General features: G+C 39.0%; 17 protein-coding genes and 1 pseudogene. 12 read left to right on the forward strand and 6 right to left on the reverse strand.

The window, feature by feature from the left end:
* Nucleotides 1–11: 11 nt before the first annotated feature.
* The 5 genes from CYAN7822_RS22420 to CYAN7822_RS22440 all read left to right on the forward strand — a co-directional run bounded on the left by CYAN7822_RS22420 (nt 12) and on the right by CYAN7822_RS22440 (nt 3,217).
* Nucleotides 12–416 carry a hypothetical protein gene (locus tag CYAN7822_RS22420; RefSeq protein WP_013324528.1) on the forward strand — a complete coding sequence of 135 codons (405 nt, stop codon included), beginning with the start codon at nt 12–14 and terminating at the stop codon, nt 414–416.
* Nucleotides 409–621 (forward strand): hypothetical protein, encoded by a 213-nt coding sequence (locus CYAN7822_RS22425; protein WP_013324529.1) that lies wholly within the window; start codon nt 409–411, stop codon nt 619–621. The genes CYAN7822_RS22420 and CYAN7822_RS22425 overlap by 8 nt, the downstream gene beginning before the upstream one ends.
* Before the next feature lie 93 nt (nt 622–714).
* On the forward strand, nt 715–966 hold the full coding sequence (locus CYAN7822_RS22430) for a hypothetical protein (protein WP_013324530.1): 252 nt from the start codon (nt 715–717) through the stop codon (nt 964–966).
* Nucleotides 959–1,171 (forward strand): hypothetical protein, encoded by a 213-nt coding sequence (locus CYAN7822_RS22435; protein ID WP_041933352.1) that lies wholly within the window; start codon nt 959–961, stop codon nt 1,169–1,171. The genes CYAN7822_RS22430 and CYAN7822_RS22435 overlap by 8 nt, the downstream gene beginning before the upstream one ends.
* Before the next feature lie 273 nt (nt 1,172–1,444).
* A complete protein-coding gene (locus CYAN7822_RS22440; RefSeq protein ID WP_013324532.1) occupies nt 1,445–3,217 on the forward strand; it encodes a DUF3987 domain-containing protein in 1,773 nt (590 codons plus the stop codon).
* 689 nt (nt 3,218–3,906) lie between these two features.
* Here the strand turns inward: CYAN7822_RS22440 and CYAN7822_RS22445 are convergent.
* The 5 genes from CYAN7822_RS22445 to CYAN7822_RS22465 form a co-directional block, all read right to left on the reverse strand.
* Entirely contained in the window at nt 3,907–5,190 is a 1,284-nt protein-coding gene (locus CYAN7822_RS22445) for a tyrosine-type recombinase/integrase (RefSeq protein ID WP_013324533.1), read from the reverse strand.
* Between the two features lie 295 nt (nt 5,191–5,485).
* Nucleotides 5,486–5,761, reverse strand: coding sequence for a hypothetical protein (locus tag CYAN7822_RS22450; protein ID WP_013324534.1), 276 nt, complete (start codon nt 5,759–5,761; stop codon nt 5,486–5,488).
* Nucleotides 5,762–6,106: 345 nt separating this feature from the next.
* On the reverse strand, nt 6,107–7,621 hold the full coding sequence (locus tag CYAN7822_RS22455) for a right-handed parallel beta-helix repeat-containing protein (RefSeq protein WP_013324535.1): 1,515 nt from the start codon (nt 7,619–7,621) through the stop codon (nt 6,107–6,109).
* Complete coding sequence (locus CYAN7822_RS22460; RefSeq protein ID WP_013324536.1) at nt 7,605–8,993, reverse strand: cytochrome c biogenesis protein; 1,389 nt, start codon at nt 8,991–8,993, stop codon at nt 7,605–7,607. The genes CYAN7822_RS22455 and CYAN7822_RS22460 overlap by 17 nt, the downstream gene beginning before the upstream one ends.
* A 162-nt stretch (nt 8,994–9,155) precedes the next feature.
* On the reverse strand, nt 9,156–9,890 hold the full coding sequence (locus tag CYAN7822_RS22465; RefSeq protein WP_013324537.1) for a cytochrome c biogenesis protein CcdA: 735 nt from the start codon (nt 9,888–9,890) through the stop codon (nt 9,156–9,158).
* An 88-nt stretch (nt 9,891–9,978) separates the two neighbouring features.
* Here CYAN7822_RS22465 and msrA point away from each other — a divergent pair, with 88 nt between their 5' ends.
* The 5 genes and pseudogenes from msrA (at nt 9,979) to CYAN7822_RS22490 (ending at nt 14,644) form a co-directional block, all read left to right on the forward strand.
* Nucleotides 9,979–10,641, forward strand: a complete 663-nt coding sequence (msrA, locus tag CYAN7822_RS22470) for a peptide-methionine (S)-S-oxide reductase MsrA (RefSeq protein ID WP_013324538.1) — start codon at nt 9,979–9,981, stop codon at nt 10,639–10,641.
* A gap of 143 nt (nt 10,642–10,784) precedes the next feature.
* A pseudogene (locus CYAN7822_RS22475) lies at nt 10,785–11,222 on the forward strand (DUF29 domain-containing protein).
* A gap of 188 nt (nt 11,223–11,410) precedes the next feature.
* Nucleotides 11,411–11,692: a hypothetical protein gene (locus tag CYAN7822_RS22480; RefSeq protein ID WP_013324539.1), complete on the forward strand. Its 282-nt coding sequence runs from the start codon at nt 11,411–11,413 to the stop codon at nt 11,690–11,692.
* A gap of 321 nt (nt 11,693–12,013) precedes the next feature.
* Entirely contained in the window at nt 12,014–12,787 is a 774-nt protein-coding gene (locus CYAN7822_RS22485) for an ABC transporter permease (RefSeq protein ID WP_013324540.1), read from the forward strand.
* Between the two features lie 171 nt (nt 12,788–12,958).
* The gene (locus tag CYAN7822_RS22490) at nt 12,959–14,644 is read left to right on the forward strand and encodes an ATP-binding protein (RefSeq protein ID WP_013324541.1); all 1,686 of its coding nucleotides are present in this window, start codon (nt 12,959–12,961) and stop codon (nt 14,642–14,644) included.
* A 45-nt stretch (nt 14,645–14,689) separates the two neighbouring features.
* Here the strand turns inward: CYAN7822_RS22490 and CYAN7822_RS22495 are convergent, their stop codons facing one another.
* Nucleotides 14,690–16,198: a hypothetical protein gene (locus tag CYAN7822_RS22495; RefSeq protein WP_013324542.1), complete on the reverse strand. Its 1,509-nt coding sequence runs from the start codon at nt 16,196–16,198 to the stop codon at nt 14,690–14,692.
* Between the two features lie 231 nt (nt 16,199–16,429).
* On the opposite strand from CYAN7822_RS22495, the gene CYAN7822_RS22500 reads away from it, so the two are divergent.
* The gene (locus CYAN7822_RS22500; protein WP_013324543.1) at nt 16,430–17,527 is read left to right on the forward strand and encodes an HMA2 domain-containing protein; all 1,098 of its coding nucleotides are present in this window, start codon (nt 16,430–16,432) and stop codon (nt 17,525–17,527) included.
* 197 nt (nt 17,528–17,724) lie between these two features.
* Nucleotides 17,725–19,110: a 2-succinylbenzoate--CoA ligase gene (locus CYAN7822_RS22505; protein WP_013324544.1), complete on the forward strand. Its 1,386-nt coding sequence runs from the start codon at nt 17,725–17,727 to the stop codon at nt 19,108–19,110.
* The last annotated feature ends 76 nt before the right edge of the window (nt 19,111–19,186 follow it).

Genomic DNA, 19,186 nt, shown 5'->3' on the forward strand with positions numbered 1-19,186 from the left:
ACATTCAAATTATGAACAACATATCACCTGATGAGAGCGCTTTTAACCTATCAAAGCGCGAGTATTTAGCCGCTAAATTCCTCCAAGGACTATTAAGCTCTGCCGATGCCTCTTTTTTCTGTGGCGGGAATTCTGAGCAGCTTAATCATATGTTCTTGAGCCGCGCCGTTGACTTGGCTGATGAATTTTTGGAATATTTTGAAAGAGACAAATCTTATGTCATTAACAAAAAGCCAAAATTCAACATAAGAGACAAAGTTTATTTTGTCGAAGATAACGGCGATAAAGTCCCTAGTACAATAGCGGACACGAGCTACTCTGTTGTTTTAGGTCAATGGGAATATTTCATTTCAAGCCACAAAGAACCTTGCTATGAATATGACCTTTTACCCAGAGAGGATGGCGACAATGAGTGAAATTAAAGTTACTAAAATTGAGATTCGCGCTCCAAAGTTCGACCAATATGAGCTTGTAGGGCTTGAGTGGAATGGAAAGCATTACGCCGTTAAAATTGGCCAAAGATGGCTAAATTTCGAGGACGGTTCTTGGTGGTACAAAATAGCAGGAAATGACCAAAAACTGTTCCCTGAGAGCGTCTTTTATATTCCTGAGAAGTATTAACCACAAAGCTAAAATAACTGGAACCCGTCCATTCCGAAGTTTTTTTAACCAATTTTCAGAGGCTCTCAACCCAACAAATTAAGAGAGAGAATTATGACCGAAGAAACCATGATGATTCCCGTTCCAAAATTCGCCAAAGGAGACGCTGTAAGACTTGTTTACCAAGATGGAGAAAAGATTTGCTTGGGGGCGGAAGCAATAATCCATAAAACCATTTTTGACAACGATTCAAAAAAATGGTTTTACTATACAAACTGCTTCATTTCAAGTCTCCCTGAAAACTTACTCCGTCCAGCCCCAAAAGGCGATGAAACCAAATTTAAAAGGGTACTTTCAATTGACTGACCAACAATACTGGGAAGAAAGAAAAAGATATGTCAAATTAAGCCATCAAGCCTTCGCTCTTTCCAACCAAATAGGTTTAAGCGACCAGCAGCTAATTGACATTCTTACCCAAAAATACGGGGTAAATAAAATTGTTCAGCTAACAAACGACGAGTTAGAGGATTTTGGGAAATGGTTGATTCAACAGAAAGAATACTGCTCTTAAACTGTACATATATCAATACACAAAACTACCAAGGGCTGGAGTGTGCTTATTATTATCACCACCCTCAGAAGACCTTTGTTTGCTTCATCATAGGACGAATATTTTTAAACGATTCATCCTATCAGAGCTTACAAACAAGAGTCGAAAACTACATCAATAACTCCCTTTTGAGGGAATAATGAGCGAATTCTGAGTCCTATCCATAGTTATTAAAAAAGGGCGACTTACCTTTATCGTCAGCCCTTTTTCATCATGATCAACAGGGAATAAATTATGCTAGACAAAGAAAGGTTCAATCAAATCATCCAAGGTTTAGCCGACACAGAAACCGCGAAAACTTATTACAGAGAGCTAATTTCACTAGCTAGAACCATAGGAGATGAACACCCAGACGCTGGAAAAGTCGCTGACCAAATCATGTATCTTGAGGATTTATATAAATTCAAAGATACTCATGCACAGCCTAACACAAAACCAACCGAAGAAGCGTTTAGTTACAACGAAATCAATGAGGAGGTGCGAGCGAAAATAGATGAACTTATTGATTTAGATTTCGCTCCATCTCAAGCTTTAACCGTTTGCGATTTTTTAGCCAAGTCCCTAAAGTTGCCCAACAGCAGAAATCTAGAAAGGTACTATCATTACAGGAAAGACCAACGGGAACAAGAAGACTTTAAAAGCGAGATGGATAAAGACTTATCCGATCTATTGGGTATTAACAAATCAGACATTAACGTCTCTGATTACTTGCCGGACTGGCTAAGTCCTCCCCTTTCCCATTACTGCAAGACTTCTAGTGTTAAACATTTGCTCGTTCTTTTAGGGCTTTTATCCGGGGTTTCTGTCTGTCATAAAGTGAAAACGCGGCTTATGGTAGATCCTTCCAAAGACTGGAAGGAGCCGCCGTCATTATTTGTTTTAAATATCTCCCCAACGGGTCAAGGTAAATCCCCGTTTGTAAACAAGATTCTGATTGAACCCCTATCATTAATTCACCAAGAATGGAAGGAGGCTTTTAATGATGAACAGCTTGATTATGAAATTGAACTCGAATCAATTAAGCAACTCCCCAAAGATGAACGAAAAGAAGCGTTGAAAAATCTTAAAGAGCCGCCTAGCCGAGAAAGAATTATTTTCAGTACAGACCCGACGATCATCGGGCTTAATCAGCAGTTTAACGCCTATCCTGAGCAGGGTATCCTCGCTATTTTTGATGAAGGCTCAAAGCTTTTTGCTTTTGATCGCACAGGTTCAGGTAAAAGCGATCGCGCCGATTTGCTATCTTTTTACAATGGCGGCGGGCTTTGCGAACTGCGGCTAGAGGGAATACGAGCAAATGTCAGCAGAACTCTCTTATCAATCAATGCAGCCATTCAACCAGAAGTCCTATTAGAGTTAATGGGGAACTGTGAGGACCGTTCAGGGCAATGGGCCAGGTTCCTTTACGCCCTTCAACCCAAAACCCGAAAATATCCCTCTAGAAATCAAGCAAAAGTGGATGTAACCAATTTGCTGGTAGAAGTTTACGAACAAATTATGAAGCTTCCTGGAGAGCTTTATCATTTGGACCCTCAAGCCGGGCAGCTATTCGACGATTACTACTATTTTGACCTCGAAGGTAAGCGTATGCGTACCAATGACTTAGGATTAGAGGCGGTTTTCGGTAAGTCCGGAGGACAAGTCGCTCGGTTGGCCCTAAACCTTCATATTCTAGAAGTTATTGCGAACCCAGGAGCCACGCCACGATTAATCAAAGCTGAGACGATCGAAAAAGCAGTGAGCCTTTACAAGATTTGCCTCAATCAGATTCGAGGCTTGTATAGTATCGCTGGAGCTTCTCAGGGGGAACTACCCCCAAAATTGGCTCTCATCATTGAGCGCTCTAAATCCGTTGGAGCGGTTACGGCGCGAGACATCAAGCAATATGTCTGGTGCTGCAAGAAAGATGACCCTTCCCAGATTAGAGAGTGGTTCATCCGCCTTGAGAAATTAGGTAAGGGTAAAGTATCCGGTGCTGGTAATCGGAAGTCATTTACCGCTTATTAATAAGAGGAATTGTAACACCCCTCAAAAAAAACAGTACAAAAGCTCTGCTCTACGCCTCTACAGTTTTTTTAAGCGCACTCAAAAGCTTATCTAGCATAGCTTTGAATGCGCTACATTTTTCTCTACGTCTTATCTACTTCTCTACACATACTATCTGAGTCCCTGATAACGTAAGTTTTTATTAAGCTAATTTCTCAGATAACTGCTACTTTTATGAGAAAAAACTTTACACAACTAAGCATTTTGTAGTACATTAAAATCTTGTAACACGATTACAAGCCCAATAAAACAGCGTCTTTATTAACATTTAGGTAGTGATTATATATAACATTAACTGAATGGTTCATGCGCCCCGAGAAATTAGGTAAAGGTAAAATACCCAGTGCTGGTAATCGGAAGTCATTTACCGCTTATTAATAAGAGGAATTGTAACACCCCTCAAAAAAAACAGTACAAAAGCTCTGCTCTACGCCTCTACAGTTTTTTTAAGCGCACTCAAAAGCTTATCTAGCATAGCTTTGAATGCGCTACATTTTTCTCTACGCCTTATCTACTTCTCTACACATACTATCTGAGTCCCTGATAACGTAAGTTTTTATTAAGCTGATTTCTCAGATAACTGCTACTTTTATGAGAAAAAATTTTACATAACTAAGCATCTTGTAGCACATCAAAATCTTGTAACACGATTACAAGTTCAATAAAACAGCATCTTTATTAACACCTAGGTAGTGATTGTATATAACGTCAACCGAGTTACCGCAACTGTCAGCCAGCAACTTTAGGTCCACTCCTGATTGAGCCTGCAAAGTAATGAAAGTATGCCGCGTTGACGAAGGCTTTAAATATTGAGAGATTTTCCCCTCATCAGCTAACCGAGTAACAACGCCAGGATAGTATCTAGTCTCGCCTAAATCTTTATCGTCTCGCTTTCCTTTGTTTTTGCCGTTCCAAGCTTCATTAAGCATTAACCGGTCAAAATGTTTGCCTTTTGGAGTTGTAAACACAAAGCCTTTTGATGCTGTAGTCTGACTTTGAGCTTCAACCTTTTCCAGTAAAAATAACAGTTTAGAATAACCTTTTGTTTTAAAAATCCTAGTAGTATCTGTCTTGGTTGTTTTTAGTAGCCGAGATTCTGTACTCCAGCTTTCGTCAAAAACAATCCAGTCTTTCTTAATATCATTCCATTTCAAGGCAAAGGCTTCTCCTAGACGGCAGCCCGTCAGAAATAAAAATTCAACTAAATCCGCTATCTGCCGCTCAAGGCTCCTGGACGAAGACCTAAAACTACTGATAATTACATCTCTTTCTTCTTTTGCAAAAGCTCTATAGTCTTCTGCTTCGGATAACTGAGATGATTTTTTAGGGGGTTTAACAATCACATCTTTAGTCTGGTTAAAGAAATTTTTACTAAGCTTCTCACGTCTAACTGCCCTATCGCCCATGTAAACAAGGGCATTAAAAAGCTTTTTCAGATTGGGTTGATAGTTGTCGGCTCTCATCAAATCAAAAATCATGTTATTGACCATTTCTGAGCTAATTTCAGATTCTAGCCAAGGCGACAACCAATGTAAGTAAGTTCTCCTATAACGATTTTGGTAAGTCGTTTGACAAATCTGCTTGGTGGAAAGCTTCCAGCTACAAAAATCATCCCATAGTTCACCGAGGGTAGGGTTAGCGATCGCAGTGGAGAGAGAAACGATTTTAGGAGTAACCTTAATCCCTAAGTATTTTTCTAATGTGGGGTCAAATAAATTTTCCGCGTCAGGATGGTCTAAATCTGCCTGTATGCGCTGACAAATGCCTTCAAGCCATTTCCTATTGTCAGGGCTGTCACTTCGCCCTACAGCCTTATAAAACTGGGGCTTATTGTAAAATTTGCGGCTGAGACGAGAGGAGAACTGAAGTCGCAAAGATCCTTTATCAGCCTGAATCCTTATGTCTTGGGTTTTGTGAGTCTTTTGAGCCTGCATATTTTTTCTAGTAAATTTCTAGTAAATTATATTACTCACAACCCGAAAGCATTACCCTGAAAGCCTTGCAAGCCGTCCCGTACGAGTTCCTCCAAGCCCGTTTAAGAAACCTGTAAATCCGAACAAAAGAGGTTTACAGGTTTTCATCTGGCAAAAGTCTACTAGATTTTTCGTGTTTTTGTCAAAAAAAAGCTTTGAGCGACGAGCTAACTACCTGTAGGGATATAGAGAATAGGCGGCTTTCCCGTCGCGGTTTGAGGTTCTTACAAGATTATTAGATTTTATCAATAGCTAGTTAAGTTTGTACTTTCCACTGCTCCAAGAAATTTTGGGCCCATTCTTGACCTAACTCCTCATCGCTTTTTTCCGGCTTAGTGGCCTTGAGAATATATTTTTGACGTAAATGAGCTAACTCTTCTAAACTGCCTGCAAAAACGAAACTTTTAGGCAAACAGTCATTTTCAAAGCCATACTGTCCTACATGATTTTCATCGACATTATTCCTGTTAATCCAGACTCCCCATCCTTTAGCGGCGGTGTTGAGTCGGGCTAAAAACTCTTTTGTCTTCATGATATTCCTCCTTGTCAACCCCAAGAAATTGAGTAATTTTACCTGAGTAAATTGACTGCAATTTTTCGGGTAATTAACTGTATATTTGATGAACAAAACTGCGAACCTACTACTTGAATGAAGTAGGTTTTTTTCTATACACAATTTTATTATGACCTAAGAAGCCTCTTTTTTGAACAGAAGATTATGTATAGTTTTGTATAAATTTTTATCCAGTTAATTTACATTAGAACCCTTTGGCCACACCCTACACCCATTCCCCTACGATGCTCCGCGCTACGCACAGTCGCTTGTGCTAGGAGGTCACCCTACCCCCACCGAACAAGACTAATTTAAATGCGGGACTTAGCTGTTATCAAATTTTGGCGGGAAGTTTTGCCGCCACCAAAAACTTTCAGCTTTATTCGCAGGCAAAGCCCCTAAATCTTGATCAATATCTTTAGGGGGCAAAGAATTTTCAGGATGGCCGGCCTTAATAGCTGGAGATGAAGATTTTAGGTATAGGTTGCCAATTCTAGCATTAACAAATAAGGGATCAGCTTCTAGAGCATTCTTGCCTTGGGTAGCAAACACATAATCTTTTGCCCATTCCTTTAGGTAAACCGGATAAGTCACGGGTTCAGAATTATGAATGAGATTGTATTCAATTTTTAGGTTTTTTCGTTCAAAATCTTCGGGTTTATAATTTCCACTATAGCCGATTTGAAAATATTTATTTTCACTAAAGATATTATTTTGTATAACGATATTTTCCAGATTGGTTGTATATAAATATAAGCCGCCCGTCAACCAGTAAGGCTCCTGACAGTTTCCTCGCCCATAACCATTATGATAAACGGTATTATTATAAATAAAAATATTTTTTCGTAAATTATCTTTGCCCCATCGTGAGAAAAATATGCCGGTTCCTCGATTGTTATAGATTAAATTGTGATGAATGCGAATCTGATCAACTAATAAGCCGCCTTCAGCAGAAATAGCTATGCCTGTCTCACAATCATGAATAACATTTTCATACACTTCTATCTTTTCTAGAACGGTTCCCCAAGCATCGATATAAATTCCCTGTCTGGGACAGTTATGAACATAATTGTGATGAACAATTCCCTGAGCGGAACTTTCCTTACAATCAATGGCTTCTTTATCACAATTAAACAGATGATTGTAGGCGACTTCAAAGTTTTGACCCGAGGCAATGCTAATTCCTTCATGAGGGGCTTCTTTTTTAAAATCGCCATACAGTCTCATTTCATTGGTATTAGCTTTTATAACTGTATTGCCCATCACTTTTATGTCTTGACTTCGATAGACAAATATTCCCGGGGCAAAAGTTTTTTGGGTTGTATTATTATATAACTCTATGTGATGACTATTTTTAATTCTAAACCCTGAATTATAAGAATTAATCAGGCGAAGATTTTTAAGGCGAATATAGCTTTTATCTTCTACTTGAAATGCTCCTTCATCATGAGGGAAAGGCGGCTTTCCTACGGGAGGGCCTACATAAATTTTTTCGGCATTAATTATCACTTCTTCTTGCGGATAGGCGGCATAAGTGATCCATTGGTTTTCTGAACCCGAATTTTTGGGAACTATGGGTTTATAGAGCGAATAATTGCCGCCCCTAATGTAAACTGTCTCTCCAGCTTTTAAGGTTTGAGCCGCTTTTGTGATGGTGGCCCAAGGTTTTTCTTGGCTACCGGGGTTAGCATCATTCCCCGTGAGAGCGACATAATAGATTTTTGGGTTAGCTTCCTGAATTTTCGAGGTTTTGGCTTTTAAGCGATGACTAAACGCTATAGGGACTAATGCGGCTCCTAATATTTCGAAAAATCTACGCCGGTTAATTTTTAATTTCATTGGCAACTGATAAAGTGGGTGTTTGAGCCTCGTTAATTTCCTCAATTATCTGCAAAAATTCTCTTTCAAAACTCACTTGCGCTCGGTTGGTTTTGCCGCCAATATACAAACATTCGTTGGCTTGTAAAATCCAAATTTGGGAATGAGAGACATAACTCATCATCACTCCCAGCATTAATAAAGCAAAACCCGTATAAACAAATGGAATGCCAGGATCTGATTTAATTTGTAACCCTGTACTGCCAATTAAATCTTTAACTTTTAAAGTCACTCCATTAATTTCTAAAGGAATACCCGGACGGACGGCACTGGTTAAATTTCCCTCTTTATCATAGACTAACATGGTTCCCTGTAAGTCTTTTGCTAATAGAGAAACCCCTTCACTTAAATCGGGTTTCGTCGGTATCCAAGTTCCCCAAATTCGGGAGCTTCCCTTACTGGATAATTGAGCCATTGGCAATAGGAAAACCGGGCTATTATTAATCTGTACTGCTACCCCAGCAATTCCCCAATCTGTCTGATAAAAAGTCACTCCATCGTAGCGTAGAGGCTTATTGACATGAATAATTTTATGATCTAACTCAGCACCTTCTTTATCAACGACAGAAAGATCTGAATAAAACTGATCTACCTTTCCATCAGGAGTATAATCAATCCAAAAACGATTCACTTTTACCAACCAGTTTTTAGTTAGGGGAGAAGCCGCGACAAGACCTTTTTCGATAATATTTTTAATGCCAAAGGTTGCACCACTAGGAACCATTTCTTGGGCTAAAAATCCGCTTAATGCTCCCCAAATTGAGCCGGCTAAAATCACAATTATAGCCACATGAACAACTATAGGGCCAATTTTGCCGATAATTCCTTTACGGGCATATATAGCCTGATTTTCTTGATAGATTTTATACCCTTTTTTTTCTAATTGAGCGATTAAAGAACTCGAAGACTCGGTTTTTAATTCTGTACTTAAGCTTAATTTTTGGAACTGACGAGGTTCTTGATAAAACTTCCAACGTTGAGCCACTTTCAAGGCCGGCAATTGACGAGTAAAAGTACAAGCGATTAAACTGCTGCCAAATAGAACCAGCAACGATAAAAACCACCAGGTACTATAAACGTGATTCAGCCCTAAAATTAAAATCCACTTCCAACTGAGGAAGCCAAATAAAGCCGGATCTTCTGGATAATTTTGTTGATAAAAAGCAACGCTTTCTCCCTGTTCTATGACTGTCCCACTAATACTAAATAGAGCAATGCTTAATAGTAAAATGATAGCCAGTCGTAAATCAGCAATAACGGCAATTAGGCGACGGAATAAACGGCGAGGTTTTAATAATTCATCTAAGGATTGAGAAGATTCTGTTAAGGTCATTTGCAGACTAAAATAATAGCTGTTATTCAAAAAAACATTGCTTCACTATTATACTACCGGCTTAACTTATTAACCTTAAAACTTATATGAATTACACAAAAAATTAATAAAAACCCTCATCAACTGATTCTCCCTCCCCTGTTGCCTGTTGCCTGTTCCCTCCTAACCTATAGAGAGACGAGATAACAGAGAAATTACCCCAAAACTGAGCAATAAAACGCCGCTAACGGGATTAATCCAGCCTGACCAGCGCCGCATCTCCAATAACCGCTTAAGAGAAGCCGTAAAGCTGCCGGCAATCATCAAGGGAACCACATAGCCAGCCGTATAGGATAATAACAGCCCTGCACCCAAAATTAAATCTTGAGTAGAGACGACCCAAGCGAGTAAGGTAGCCAATACAGGTGTGCTACAGGGAGAAGCCACCAAGCCAAAAGTTAAGCCTAAAAGATAAGAACGTAACCCGGACGGAAAATCGTCTTTAATCCAGTCAGTAGCGCCGATAGAGGGAAAAGGTAAAGAAATCACCTCTAATAGGTTTAATCCCATGACAATAGCGATTAAACTCACAAAAATCGGCAATCCGATCCCAATTTGTCCATAAACTCGCCCAAGGGAAGCGGCAAAAATGCCCAAAGCGGCTAAAGTCGTGGCTAACCCGAGACAAAACCAAACCGACTGTATAGTGGACTGTAGTCGTCCTTTATCCTGGTAAGTGCCGATGTAAGCGATGGTAATGGGTAACATCGATAACATACAGGGAGTTAAGCTGGTTACTAAGCCGGCCAGAAAAATCACTCCCACGCTTAACAAGCTAAGATGGGATAGTTGGCCAGAAACAACACGGTTAGCAAATTGTTCTAGAAAATAAAGTTGGGTTTGTATACTGTCAAGCATCTGGACTTAAAACTAGCTCTGGTTGCATTGTAACTTAGTCATCTTAGACAATGTTTAGCAAGAGATTTATTTAGAGGACGATCAGACTATGGTTTTATTCGGATTTAAGAAAAAAGTAAGTTTACCGACCAAAGAAGAAGCCTTACCCGGACGCAAACAAGAAATGCCGGTTCCGGCGGCCCATTATGTTAATGGACATCCCCTTAAACCCCCGTTTCCCGAAGGAATGGAAATGGCGATCTTTGGGTTAGGATGTTTCTGGGGCGCAGAACGCAAATTTTGGCAGTTAGAGGGAGTCTATAGCACTGCGGTAGGTTATGCTGGCGGTTATACTCCTAATCCAACTTATGAAGAAGTCTGTAGCGGCTTAACCGGACACAATGAGGTAGTTTTAGTGGTTTATGACCCTAAAATCATCAGTTACGAAACGCTGTTAAAAGTCTTTTGGGAAAGTCATGACCCTACCCAAGGAATGCGGCAAGGTAATGATGTAGGGACACAATACCGTTCAGGAATTTATGTATTTTCTGAAGAACAAAAAAAATTAGCCGAGTCGACGCGGGATATGTATCAAAAAGCTTTAAGTAAGGCTAAGTATGGTCAAATTACTAGCGAAATTCTGGACGCGCCGGACTTTTATTACGCTGAATCTTATCACCAACAGTATCTAGCTAAAAATCCTAATGGATACTGTGGATTAGGCGGCACTAAAGTCGAATGTCCCATCGGTTTAGATGTAACCTCTCATTAATTTTTGTTCCCTATAAGCTCGGGGAAAAATACCAGCTTATAGGGGCAAATTTTAGGAATCAAACTGAATAGACGAGGCAGATTTTAACTCATAGAGCAAATTCGCCCAAAAACCTCTATAATAGCTCAGTGGCTTGCAGGAAAATGAGCAATAATTCTAGCAGTCTTTACCAAAAAGACATCTTAGTTTGGTCTGAGCAACAAGCCGCATTACTCCGTTCAGGTCGCTACAGTGAATTAGACTTAGAAAATATTATCGAGGAAATATTAGACTTGGGAAAGCGAGAACGGGACCGCTTTATGAGTTCAATTGAACTTATTATTCAACATTTACTCAAATGGGAGTATCAACCCGAAAAGCCTTCCAGTTCTTGGCAGATAATCATTAAACGGGAAAGAAATCATTTAAAAAAGTATCTAGAAGATGCTCCGAGTTGAGTCAGGTATTGGCAAGAGCTTGATAAAATGTATCGTCGTGCTAGGGCACAAGCCAGCAATGAGACAGGTCTTTTAGACTGGGACTTTCCGGATGATTGCCCTTATAGCGTAGAACAAATAGAACAAGATTGGTTCCCAATTTGATGAAACCTAGACAAACCCCAGTAAAATCGAAAAAATTTCTTAAAGATCGCTGCCCTTAAAGGAATGGCGTTAATTATTATTGTATGGCTGCCCCCCTCATCTAAATTTTGGGTATGGGATAGCCGAGTATGATGATATTATCGCTTCCTCTCTACATCTAGAGAAGGTAATTACAGTTAGGATCAACAATGACAAAAAAAGGAAACATTTATTGTTTTAGAGCCAATTATAAACAATCCTCGACATTAAATGAACGTCAAGTTCCAGATTGGCTCTGTGTAGATACTAATTGGCAAGGCTATCGAATTCATACGCTTCCCTGGATAGCTGATGTGGCCAGGGCATTGGGCTTGTTACCTCTTGAAGAAGATTCGCCGGAAGCTTGGATTATGTATTTAGAAAGTTTAGGCTTAAAAGAAGTTAAACAGGTTGGCTGTGAAGATTTTTGGGAAGACCGGCTTTTTGCCTAAAATTATCAACGCTTAACAGCTAAGTATCTGGACAAGAGTAGTTATAGCACTCATGCACTCTTGCACTCTGACAAGGGTTTCAGACGTAAAACATTTCGCTCTCCCTTGCGTGAGTATTATTGATGTCCAGGTACTTAAAGCCAAATCAACAGATGTAAATAGACGAAAATACATAAATCAGGCATCGTCAATCACTTCTGTGCGGTAAACCCCTAGTTAAAGTTATATTTTGTAACTGGTACCCCTTATGTTCTCTTAAATTAACTTATACTTAAAGGAAAGTAAGCACTTTGCCTTTAGTAACAACTTTGCTAGATCTCTATGAGTTTAGCCAGAATTTGGGCAATCGCTGCCAATGGATTTCGAGAAGTCATCCGAGATCGGATCTTATACTTTATCGGTTTTTTCGCTCTGATTTTACTGTTTGCCCTCAAATTACTCCCCAATATTTCTCTAGGAACTCATGAAAAAATTTTTCTAGATTTGGGACTAGGAATTATGGGAATTTTAGGGGCAATTGTAGCAATTTTTGTAGGCACAGGACTGATCAATAAGGAAATAGAAAAACGAACGGTTCTAGTGCTGATTCCTAAACCCATAAGCCGCACAGAATTTATTATTGGTAAACACCTGGGTTTATGTGCTGTTTTAGCGGTGATGCTCACAGTGATGAGTGGGATTTTTTTGCTACTACTCTATGGCTCTAAGATTAACTATTCTCCAGGACTGCTGCTACTTTCTCAACTCTATCTACTTTTAGAATTGGCTTTACTAACAGCAGTAGCGATCGCTTTTGGGGTATTTACCAGTTCCATCCTAGCGACTCTCTTAAGTTTAGGAATTTATTTAATGGGTCATCTGAGTACAGATTTGCTAAAACTCGGCCAAATTAGTAAAAATACGAATCTTGAAGCCCTTACCCGCAACCTATATCTAATTTTGCCAGATTTAGAACGATTAAACTTAAGAAATGAAGTGGCTTATGGAATTTGGCCCAATGGATCGCTATTATTAAGTGATGCCCTCTATGCAATCCTTTATACCGCAATATTACTGGGCATCGCTATTATAATTTTTTCCCGTCGCCAATTTTAATTCTGTGGGAGTGGTGCTTCAAGCTCTTTTCATCTTGCTCGGAATTAGATAAGTTATAAGTGTAGGCTTTTAATTCAAACAGGCTTAAAAATTAAAGTGGTTCAAATTCAGCAGCCAATATTTCAGAGGGATTCAAACTTGCTTCTAAAATCAGTAAGAGAAGCCAGCAAAATGACTAATGTTCTCCAAAGCACAACTGAAGTTTTTCAGGAAGTTTTTGGTGTAACTCAAAGTCTTCTGCTATTGATGAATGCTGAAAAAAAAGGAAAAATTGGCTATGGTAACCATAATAACCCTCATTTAAACAGTTTATTAAAACTATCTTGTCAGTTGATTGAAAAAAATCAATCATATCTCCTACAACGAAAATTCATTAGCTGGACACCAACAGCCGATTGTCCTTTAAGTCTAACAACCTTAGCTGAACAAGCTCAAGTCTCTTCATTACTGATCATCCCCTTATACTATCAACAGTCTTATTTAGGAGAACTTTGTCTAGTTCATCAACAGGATGAGCATCAATGGACAGAAAAAGAATTTACGATCATTCGACATTTGGCTCATCAATGCGCTTTAAGTATTTATTACATTCAGCAATACCAGCATCAATCATTGCAACAACAGTTAATCAAGCAAATCAATGAAAAACTGAACTCTCAACAAGACCCAGAAATAATTTTAAAAGATCTTCTCAAGCTAGTGGGACAAAGCTATCAGGTAGAGCAAGTTTTATTATTGAGTTTAGAAGCCAATGAGCTTAAAGTAGAGCAAGAGTGGACAATTAACCCGACAAATTTTTCTTTACAGTCGAAAAAAATCGCGCTTGATGAGTGGATAGCGTTATTAGATAATTCTTGTAAAAAAGAGCTAGATAATTATTCTAACCATTGGCAAACTATGCCCACCGTGCAAGCCACATTTCTCAATTTAGAAACCCGATCCGTTCAGCCTGGAGTCTTAGTTAGTGTACCTGTTCACATTCGAGAAAAGTTTTTTGGGGTATTAGTTTTACAATCTATCCAAACAACACTATCATGGACGCGAGAAGAATTAGAAACCCTCAGTGACATTGCTCAACAAACCGCACTCGCTATACATCATCTGCAATATCAAGATCAGTGGCTTACTCAACAAATCGAAAAACTTGAAGCTCAAAAGCAGCAACTAGAATTTGCCAAAAAGAAAACCAGCGAATTTTTAGATCATACTATTCATGAATTGCGAAGTCCCTTGACCGGTATTCTTAGCTTTTCCCAAATTCTGCACGAACAAATCTATGGTTCTCTCAATGCAAAACAGAGTCAATATGTAGATGTGATTGTGTCTTCGGGACAATATATGTTATCTCTGGTCAATGATTTTTTGGACCTTTCTAAAATCTCCGCTCAACGAGAAGAAATTGTTCTAGAGGCCATGGCAGTAGAAGATGTCTGTTTAGCCGCTTTAGCTATGGTAGAAGTCCGGGCAGTTGCATCACAACTAACGCTCAAATTGGATATCGCTCCTGATGTGGATTTCTGCAAAGCGGATCAACGACGAATCAAGCAAATTTTAGTCAATTTACTCACCAATGCGATTAAATTTACTGAAAAAGGTTCAGTTACCCTTAAAGTGGAACGCAAGCAAGATTATCTAGACTTTTCTGTGATTGATACAGGTATTGGCATCAAAACCGAAGATCAAAATAAACTTTTCCAACCTTTTCAACAAATCAAAAATCATCTCAGTCGTAAACATAAAGGAACAGGACTTGGTTTAGCATTATCGCGCCAATTAGCTCAACTTCATGGTGGCGATATTACTCTTGTTTCTCAAGAAGGACAGGGAAGCTGTTTTACTTTACATTTGCCAATTTAGAGGGAATGACGCTCTGACTAATGACCAATGACTAATGACTAATGACTAATCAATTTCTTGTTGATTACCCGGTTTTTCGATTAATTCTTCTGGGTCTGAGCGTTCATCTAAAATAATACCAGATCGTTCATAGTGCCAATATTCCGGACTTTTTGCATAATCTTTTACGGGTCGATGTAAGCCAAAAATAAGAGCCAGCGCATCAATAATCGGATCGAAATAGTTAAAAACAAAGGGAAAAGTCACATCATAAGCTTCTCCACCACAATGATTACTAATGCCGCCAGGGCGAATATTAGGTTTTCTTCGAGAGTCATTTTTAGCATATCCTTCAGCACAAATAGCAGTGGCGAGTCTGATAGAGTTGCGAATTTCTGTAATTACTGATGAGATCTCTTGCTCTTGCGCCTTAGCATCCACTTGTTGTAGAGCCATTTTAAGGCGTTGTACTTGACTGGAATTTGCCCACTGATTCCCATCATCATCTCGACCATTAATTTCTATCAGTTGACGGGCAAATTTTAAGCGAGAGGCGGCTGAATCGAGTGCCCCACTTTTAGGCGCAAGAGTCCAGCGCATAGCATTGTAATGAGCTATTTTCGAAGACCTCGCCCCATAGCCGCCAATGGGCGCTCCCGTAATTAATCTTTCTTGAAATAAAAATTTGTAAAATAAATCTAATCTTTTGATTAAATCTTCATTTAATTTTGTTTCGCCGTTTTCTCTCGCTTCTTTAGAAATTTCTAACTTCGGCTCTTGGGGTTTCTCAAAATTCAAGAGAAATTCTTGGGCTTTATGAATCAGTTCTAACTGATTGCCCGTAAAGCTTTTATTTGCTAGTAAATTTTTGACTTTTAGCCCGTAAGCCTTTTCTAGTGCGGCTAAAACTTGACCGTATTTTTGAGGGTCTTTTTTAAGATTATCTAAGCGATTACCTACCACCAAGTCATTTTCGATAATTCGTGAACTGAGTAGGGTAATATGTTTTTTATCTACCCAAAATTCCTTTCCTTCATAGGTGATCACGTGAGCGAATGAGCGTTGTTTCTGTTGGGTTTGCCCTTGAAAAGTTGTCTGTAGCGTCTGGGATTGAATTTCTAAGACCACCACTTCACTAGGAGATTCAATAATTCCTTGGACTTGTCCCTCGGGAGATTCAAATTTAGGGGTTTTTCCTCGAATCAAGCCAAAATTTTGGTCTAGAGAGCGCGTCTCTTTCACACTTATAAAACTCTTTTTGGCTTCAGAATCTTGATCATAATTAATTTTTACCGTTTTAGGAGTGGTTAACTCTTTTCCTTGATGCTTTGGATCACTCAATGAAGTCCCATAAGTTAAATCAAATTGCTCTTGGTTTTCTTGACGCTGGACTGAGGGCGAAGAATGATTAACAATAGAAATATTGGCTAGGTTATGGCTTAAATGCTTGGCAAGTTGGATTTTAGGCTGTAGAGAAGTTACCTCTTTACTCACTCGACGAGATCCCGTTAAAGGAGTGGATATAGAGGCATGAGAGAGCAGTTGAGAGCGTTTTTTACGGACGAAGCGTTTCATGTATTTTTCAGATCAATAAAGGCTCTCAGGTTAATCGTTATTTTCACTGTAACCTCTAATTTTTATTTCTTCAAATATAGTTATAAATCTTAACCATGAAAATCAATTTTAACCTTTAGATAGATCTAGCAACAGGATAAATATACCATTGAGTAAAGGCGAAAGACCTGCCACCTCGTTACTATCAGCAATAGATTGAGAAACATTCCTATAATCCCACTGCTTGTTATTATGCAAGATCAAATCGCCAAACTGGATTATCAAGTTATTCATGCGATTGCAGGACGAATTCGGCTCAAATATCCTCGTTTAAAAATAGATAGCGGCTATAGGGAGCAATTGCAACAGTCAATCAAGTCTCTTAATGCAGTCAGGGATGTACGGATTAGCCCCGCCACTGCTTCGATCATCGTTTCTTATGATCCCCACTCATTCAATCAAAAAACCATTGAAACAGAACTAGCAAAATGCCTTCAACAAGGGGGTAACTCCTCGGTGTGTCTAGCTTGTGCCCTTGAATCTCCCGAACTTGTGGAAACTGAAGACAAAAAGCTAGAAACAGCTAACTCTCTAATTAGTCAATCCAATGATTCAGTCATTGAACCCTACTCGCCTGTAATTGAAGAACTTGAAAAAGAGGTTACTGACGTTTTAAAAACCTCTTCCGGACTGCAAATTCCCCCAGAATGTTTGAGCAATATCGATCAATTTCCCATTAATATTGATCAACAAGGAGAAATATTTGAGATTGGTATTCCCGCCTTTTGCTTTTTACAACCCCTCAATACTGAACTCAAAAAAATTGCCGATGAAAATGAAAAAAAAAGCGAATTACAAATCATCAATCTTGACCTTGAACCCTCATTTCAAGAAGGAGGATTGTTGATTAATGGCACAGCTAAAGGAAAGTTTAGGCAATATCTTTTTATCAATCCCTTCACCGGCAAAAAATATTATACTCCCTGGATTTCACTGACGGCTGTAGGAATAGCCGCACTCTCAACCAGCGTTATTGATGAAACCCTTAAAGTACAACTAACAGAGTTGAAGATTACCGGCCAACGAGGTAAGTGGTATAAAAAATTAGTAGAATTTGGATTTGAACATTTTTTTAAAGCTCAACTCGTCAGCAAAATTAATGAATTTTTAGCAGAAATTAATGGAGCTAAAATTCAGCAACTTTTCTTTCAAATTAAAGGAGATGAAAGACTCCGAGCCAACCATCAAGCACTAGGATTAAATGCCGAAAAAATAGACGCTTTATTATCTTTAGTTCAAGTTAATGCCCGAATAGCACCTGACTATTTATGGTTATCAGTTCAGCTTTAAAATCAATACAATTCTTATCTTAGCGTTCTTCTTTGCGCTCTTTGCACGGCAGTGGCTACAATAGAGAGAACCTCTGCAACAGGCTGCCTTGTCGGGAGCGCCACATCAAAAAACTTGTTCAGATCAGCTTCATTCAAACTAAAATAAAAAAACAAGCCGGTTTAAAGTAGATCATAGCTCATCGAGGATCAGTATCAGTGATTAATGTCTCTGAAGAAGGACTTTTAAGTTATCTTAAACAGCGTTGTCAACAAGAGTGGCTCATCGGATATGATAGCCATAAATTTTATACTCTTACCGAAAACTACTATCAAAAATTTTTAACCGAAAAGCCGGCTAATATATTTTTAATTGAGGAAAAGCCTCTAAATTTTCTCACCGCTTTTTTAGCCGCCGTAGCCGCCAAGTGTCCTATTTTTCTGGGCAACCCGCATTGGCAACAAAACGAATGCGAGCAAATTTTAGAATGGGTTCAACCGGCTTTAATCATCTCCAGCCATAAAGATAAATTAACTGAAATAAATTCGATTTCACAGTGTTCTCGGGAAAAGCAAAACCCCCCTGCCGCTATGGGGTTCATCTCAGGACAATCTCTTCAAAATACTATCATGATTCCCACAGGGGGATCATCTGGCAAAATTCGCTTTGCTATTCATACTTGGCAAACTCTCACCGCTTCCGTAAAAGGATTTTATCAGTATTTTGGGGTGGAATTTATTAACTCTTTTTGCATTTTGCCGCTTTATCATGTAAGTGGACTAATGCAGTTCTTACGCTCTTTTTTGACCGAAGGTCACTTCAATATTTTTTCTTATCAAACCCTCAAACAACAGATAGCTGAGTTACCCGCCAATCGCCAAGACTATTTTATTTCATTAGTGCCTACTCAACTCCAATTTTTATTAGACTCTAATCCCCTTTGGTTATCTCAATTTTCTACGGTACTATTGGGAGGGGCGGCGGCTTGGACATCTTTACTGGAAAAAGCCAGAAAATTTGAGATTAGATTAGCACCTACTTACGGAATGACCGAAACAGCCTCACAAGTTGTCAGCCTCAAACCCGAAGAGTTTCTCAAAGGAAATAACAGCAGTGGTCAAGTGTTACCTCATGCCCAGGTGACTTTATCGGCTCAAAAGGAGGGAACAATTGCTATTAAAGCCGAGTCACTTTTTTTAGGATATTATGCTGAAGCATCTTTTCAAGATGAGTTTTTTTATCCTGATGATCTGGGCAGATTTGACAACCAAAACTATTTATATATTTTGGGAAGAAATAGTCAAAAAATCATCACCGGCGGAGAAAATGTTTATCCGTCCGAAGTGGAAGCCGCACTTTTAGAAACTGGGTTAGTCAAAGATGTGGCAGTGATCGGTTTAGCTGATCCTCATTGGGGAGAAAGAGTGACGGCAATTTATGTGCCATTATCAGCCGAAATTTCCGCAGAAACCCTTCAAAATGCTTTGGGAAAAAAAATTAGTAAATATAAAATCCCGAAACAGTGGATCACCGTCAAAAGTTTACCTCGTAATCAGCAGGGAAAATTGAATTACCAACAATTAAAAAAACTTACAGCTAATTAAACGCCAGCCGCGAACTCAAACCTATCTGACTCCTGACTACTAATTTCTGCTATATATAAAATAATTTAATATAGTT

Source organism: Gloeothece verrucosa PCC 7822, assembly GCF_000147335.1.
Lineage (GTDB): Bacteria > Cyanobacteriota > Cyanobacteriia > Cyanobacteriales > Microcystaceae > Gloeothece > Gloeothece verrucosa.

Bases quoted from the DNA above. Each gene is read 5' to 3' on its own strand.
- CYAN7822_RS22430 (WP_013324530.1), top strand. From the start codon at position 715: ATGACCGAAGAAACCATGATGATTCCCGTTCCAAAATTCGCCAAAGGA.
- CYAN7822_RS22500 (WP_013324543.1), top strand. From the start codon at position 16,430: ATGCAAGATCAAATCGCCAAACTGGATTATCAAGTTATTCATGCGATT.
- CYAN7822_RS22450 (WP_013324534.1), bottom strand. From the start codon at position 5,761: ATGAAGACAAAAGAGTTTTTAGCCCGACTCAACACCGCCGCTAAAGGA.
- CYAN7822_RS22485 (WP_013324540.1), top strand. From the start codon at position 12,014: ATGAGTTTAGCCAGAATTTGGGCAATCGCTGCCAATGGATTTCGAGAA.
- CYAN7822_RS22440 (WP_013324532.1), top strand. From the start codon at position 1,445: ATGCTAGACAAAGAAAGGTTCAATCAAATCATCCAAGGTTTAGCCGAC.
- msrA (WP_013324538.1), top strand. From the start codon at position 9,979: ATGGTTTTATTCGGATTTAAGAAAAAAGTAAGTTTACCGACCAAAGAA.
- CYAN7822_RS22460 (WP_013324536.1), bottom strand. From the start codon at position 8,993: ATGACCTTAACAGAATCTTCTCAATCCTTAGATGAATTATTAAAACCT.
- CYAN7822_RS22465 (WP_013324537.1), bottom strand. From the start codon at position 9,890: ATGCTTGACAGTATACAAACCCAACTTTATTTTCTAGAACAATTTGCT.
- CYAN7822_RS22480 (WP_013324539.1), top strand. From the start codon at position 11,411: ATGACAAAAAAAGGAAACATTTATTGTTTTAGAGCCAATTATAAACAA.
- CYAN7822_RS22445 (WP_013324533.1), bottom strand. From the start codon at position 5,190: ATGCAGGCTCAAAAGACTCACAAAACCCAAGACATAAGGATTCAGGCT.
- CYAN7822_RS22425 (WP_013324529.1), top strand. From the start codon at position 409: ATGAGTGAAATTAAAGTTACTAAAATTGAGATTCGCGCTCCAAAGTTC.
- CYAN7822_RS22420 (WP_013324528.1), top strand. From the start codon at position 12: ATGAACAACATATCACCTGATGAGAGCGCTTTTAACCTATCAAAGCGC.
- CYAN7822_RS22455 (WP_013324535.1), bottom strand. From the start codon at position 7,621: ATGAAATTAAAAATTAACCGGCGTAGATTTTTCGAAATATTAGGAGCC.
- CYAN7822_RS22490 (WP_013324541.1), top strand. From the start codon at position 12,959: ATGACTAATGTTCTCCAAAGCACAACTGAAGTTTTTCAGGAAGTTTTT.
- CYAN7822_RS22495 (WP_013324542.1), bottom strand. From the start codon at position 16,198: ATGAAACGCTTCGTCCGTAAAAAACGCTCTCAACTGCTCTCTCATGCC.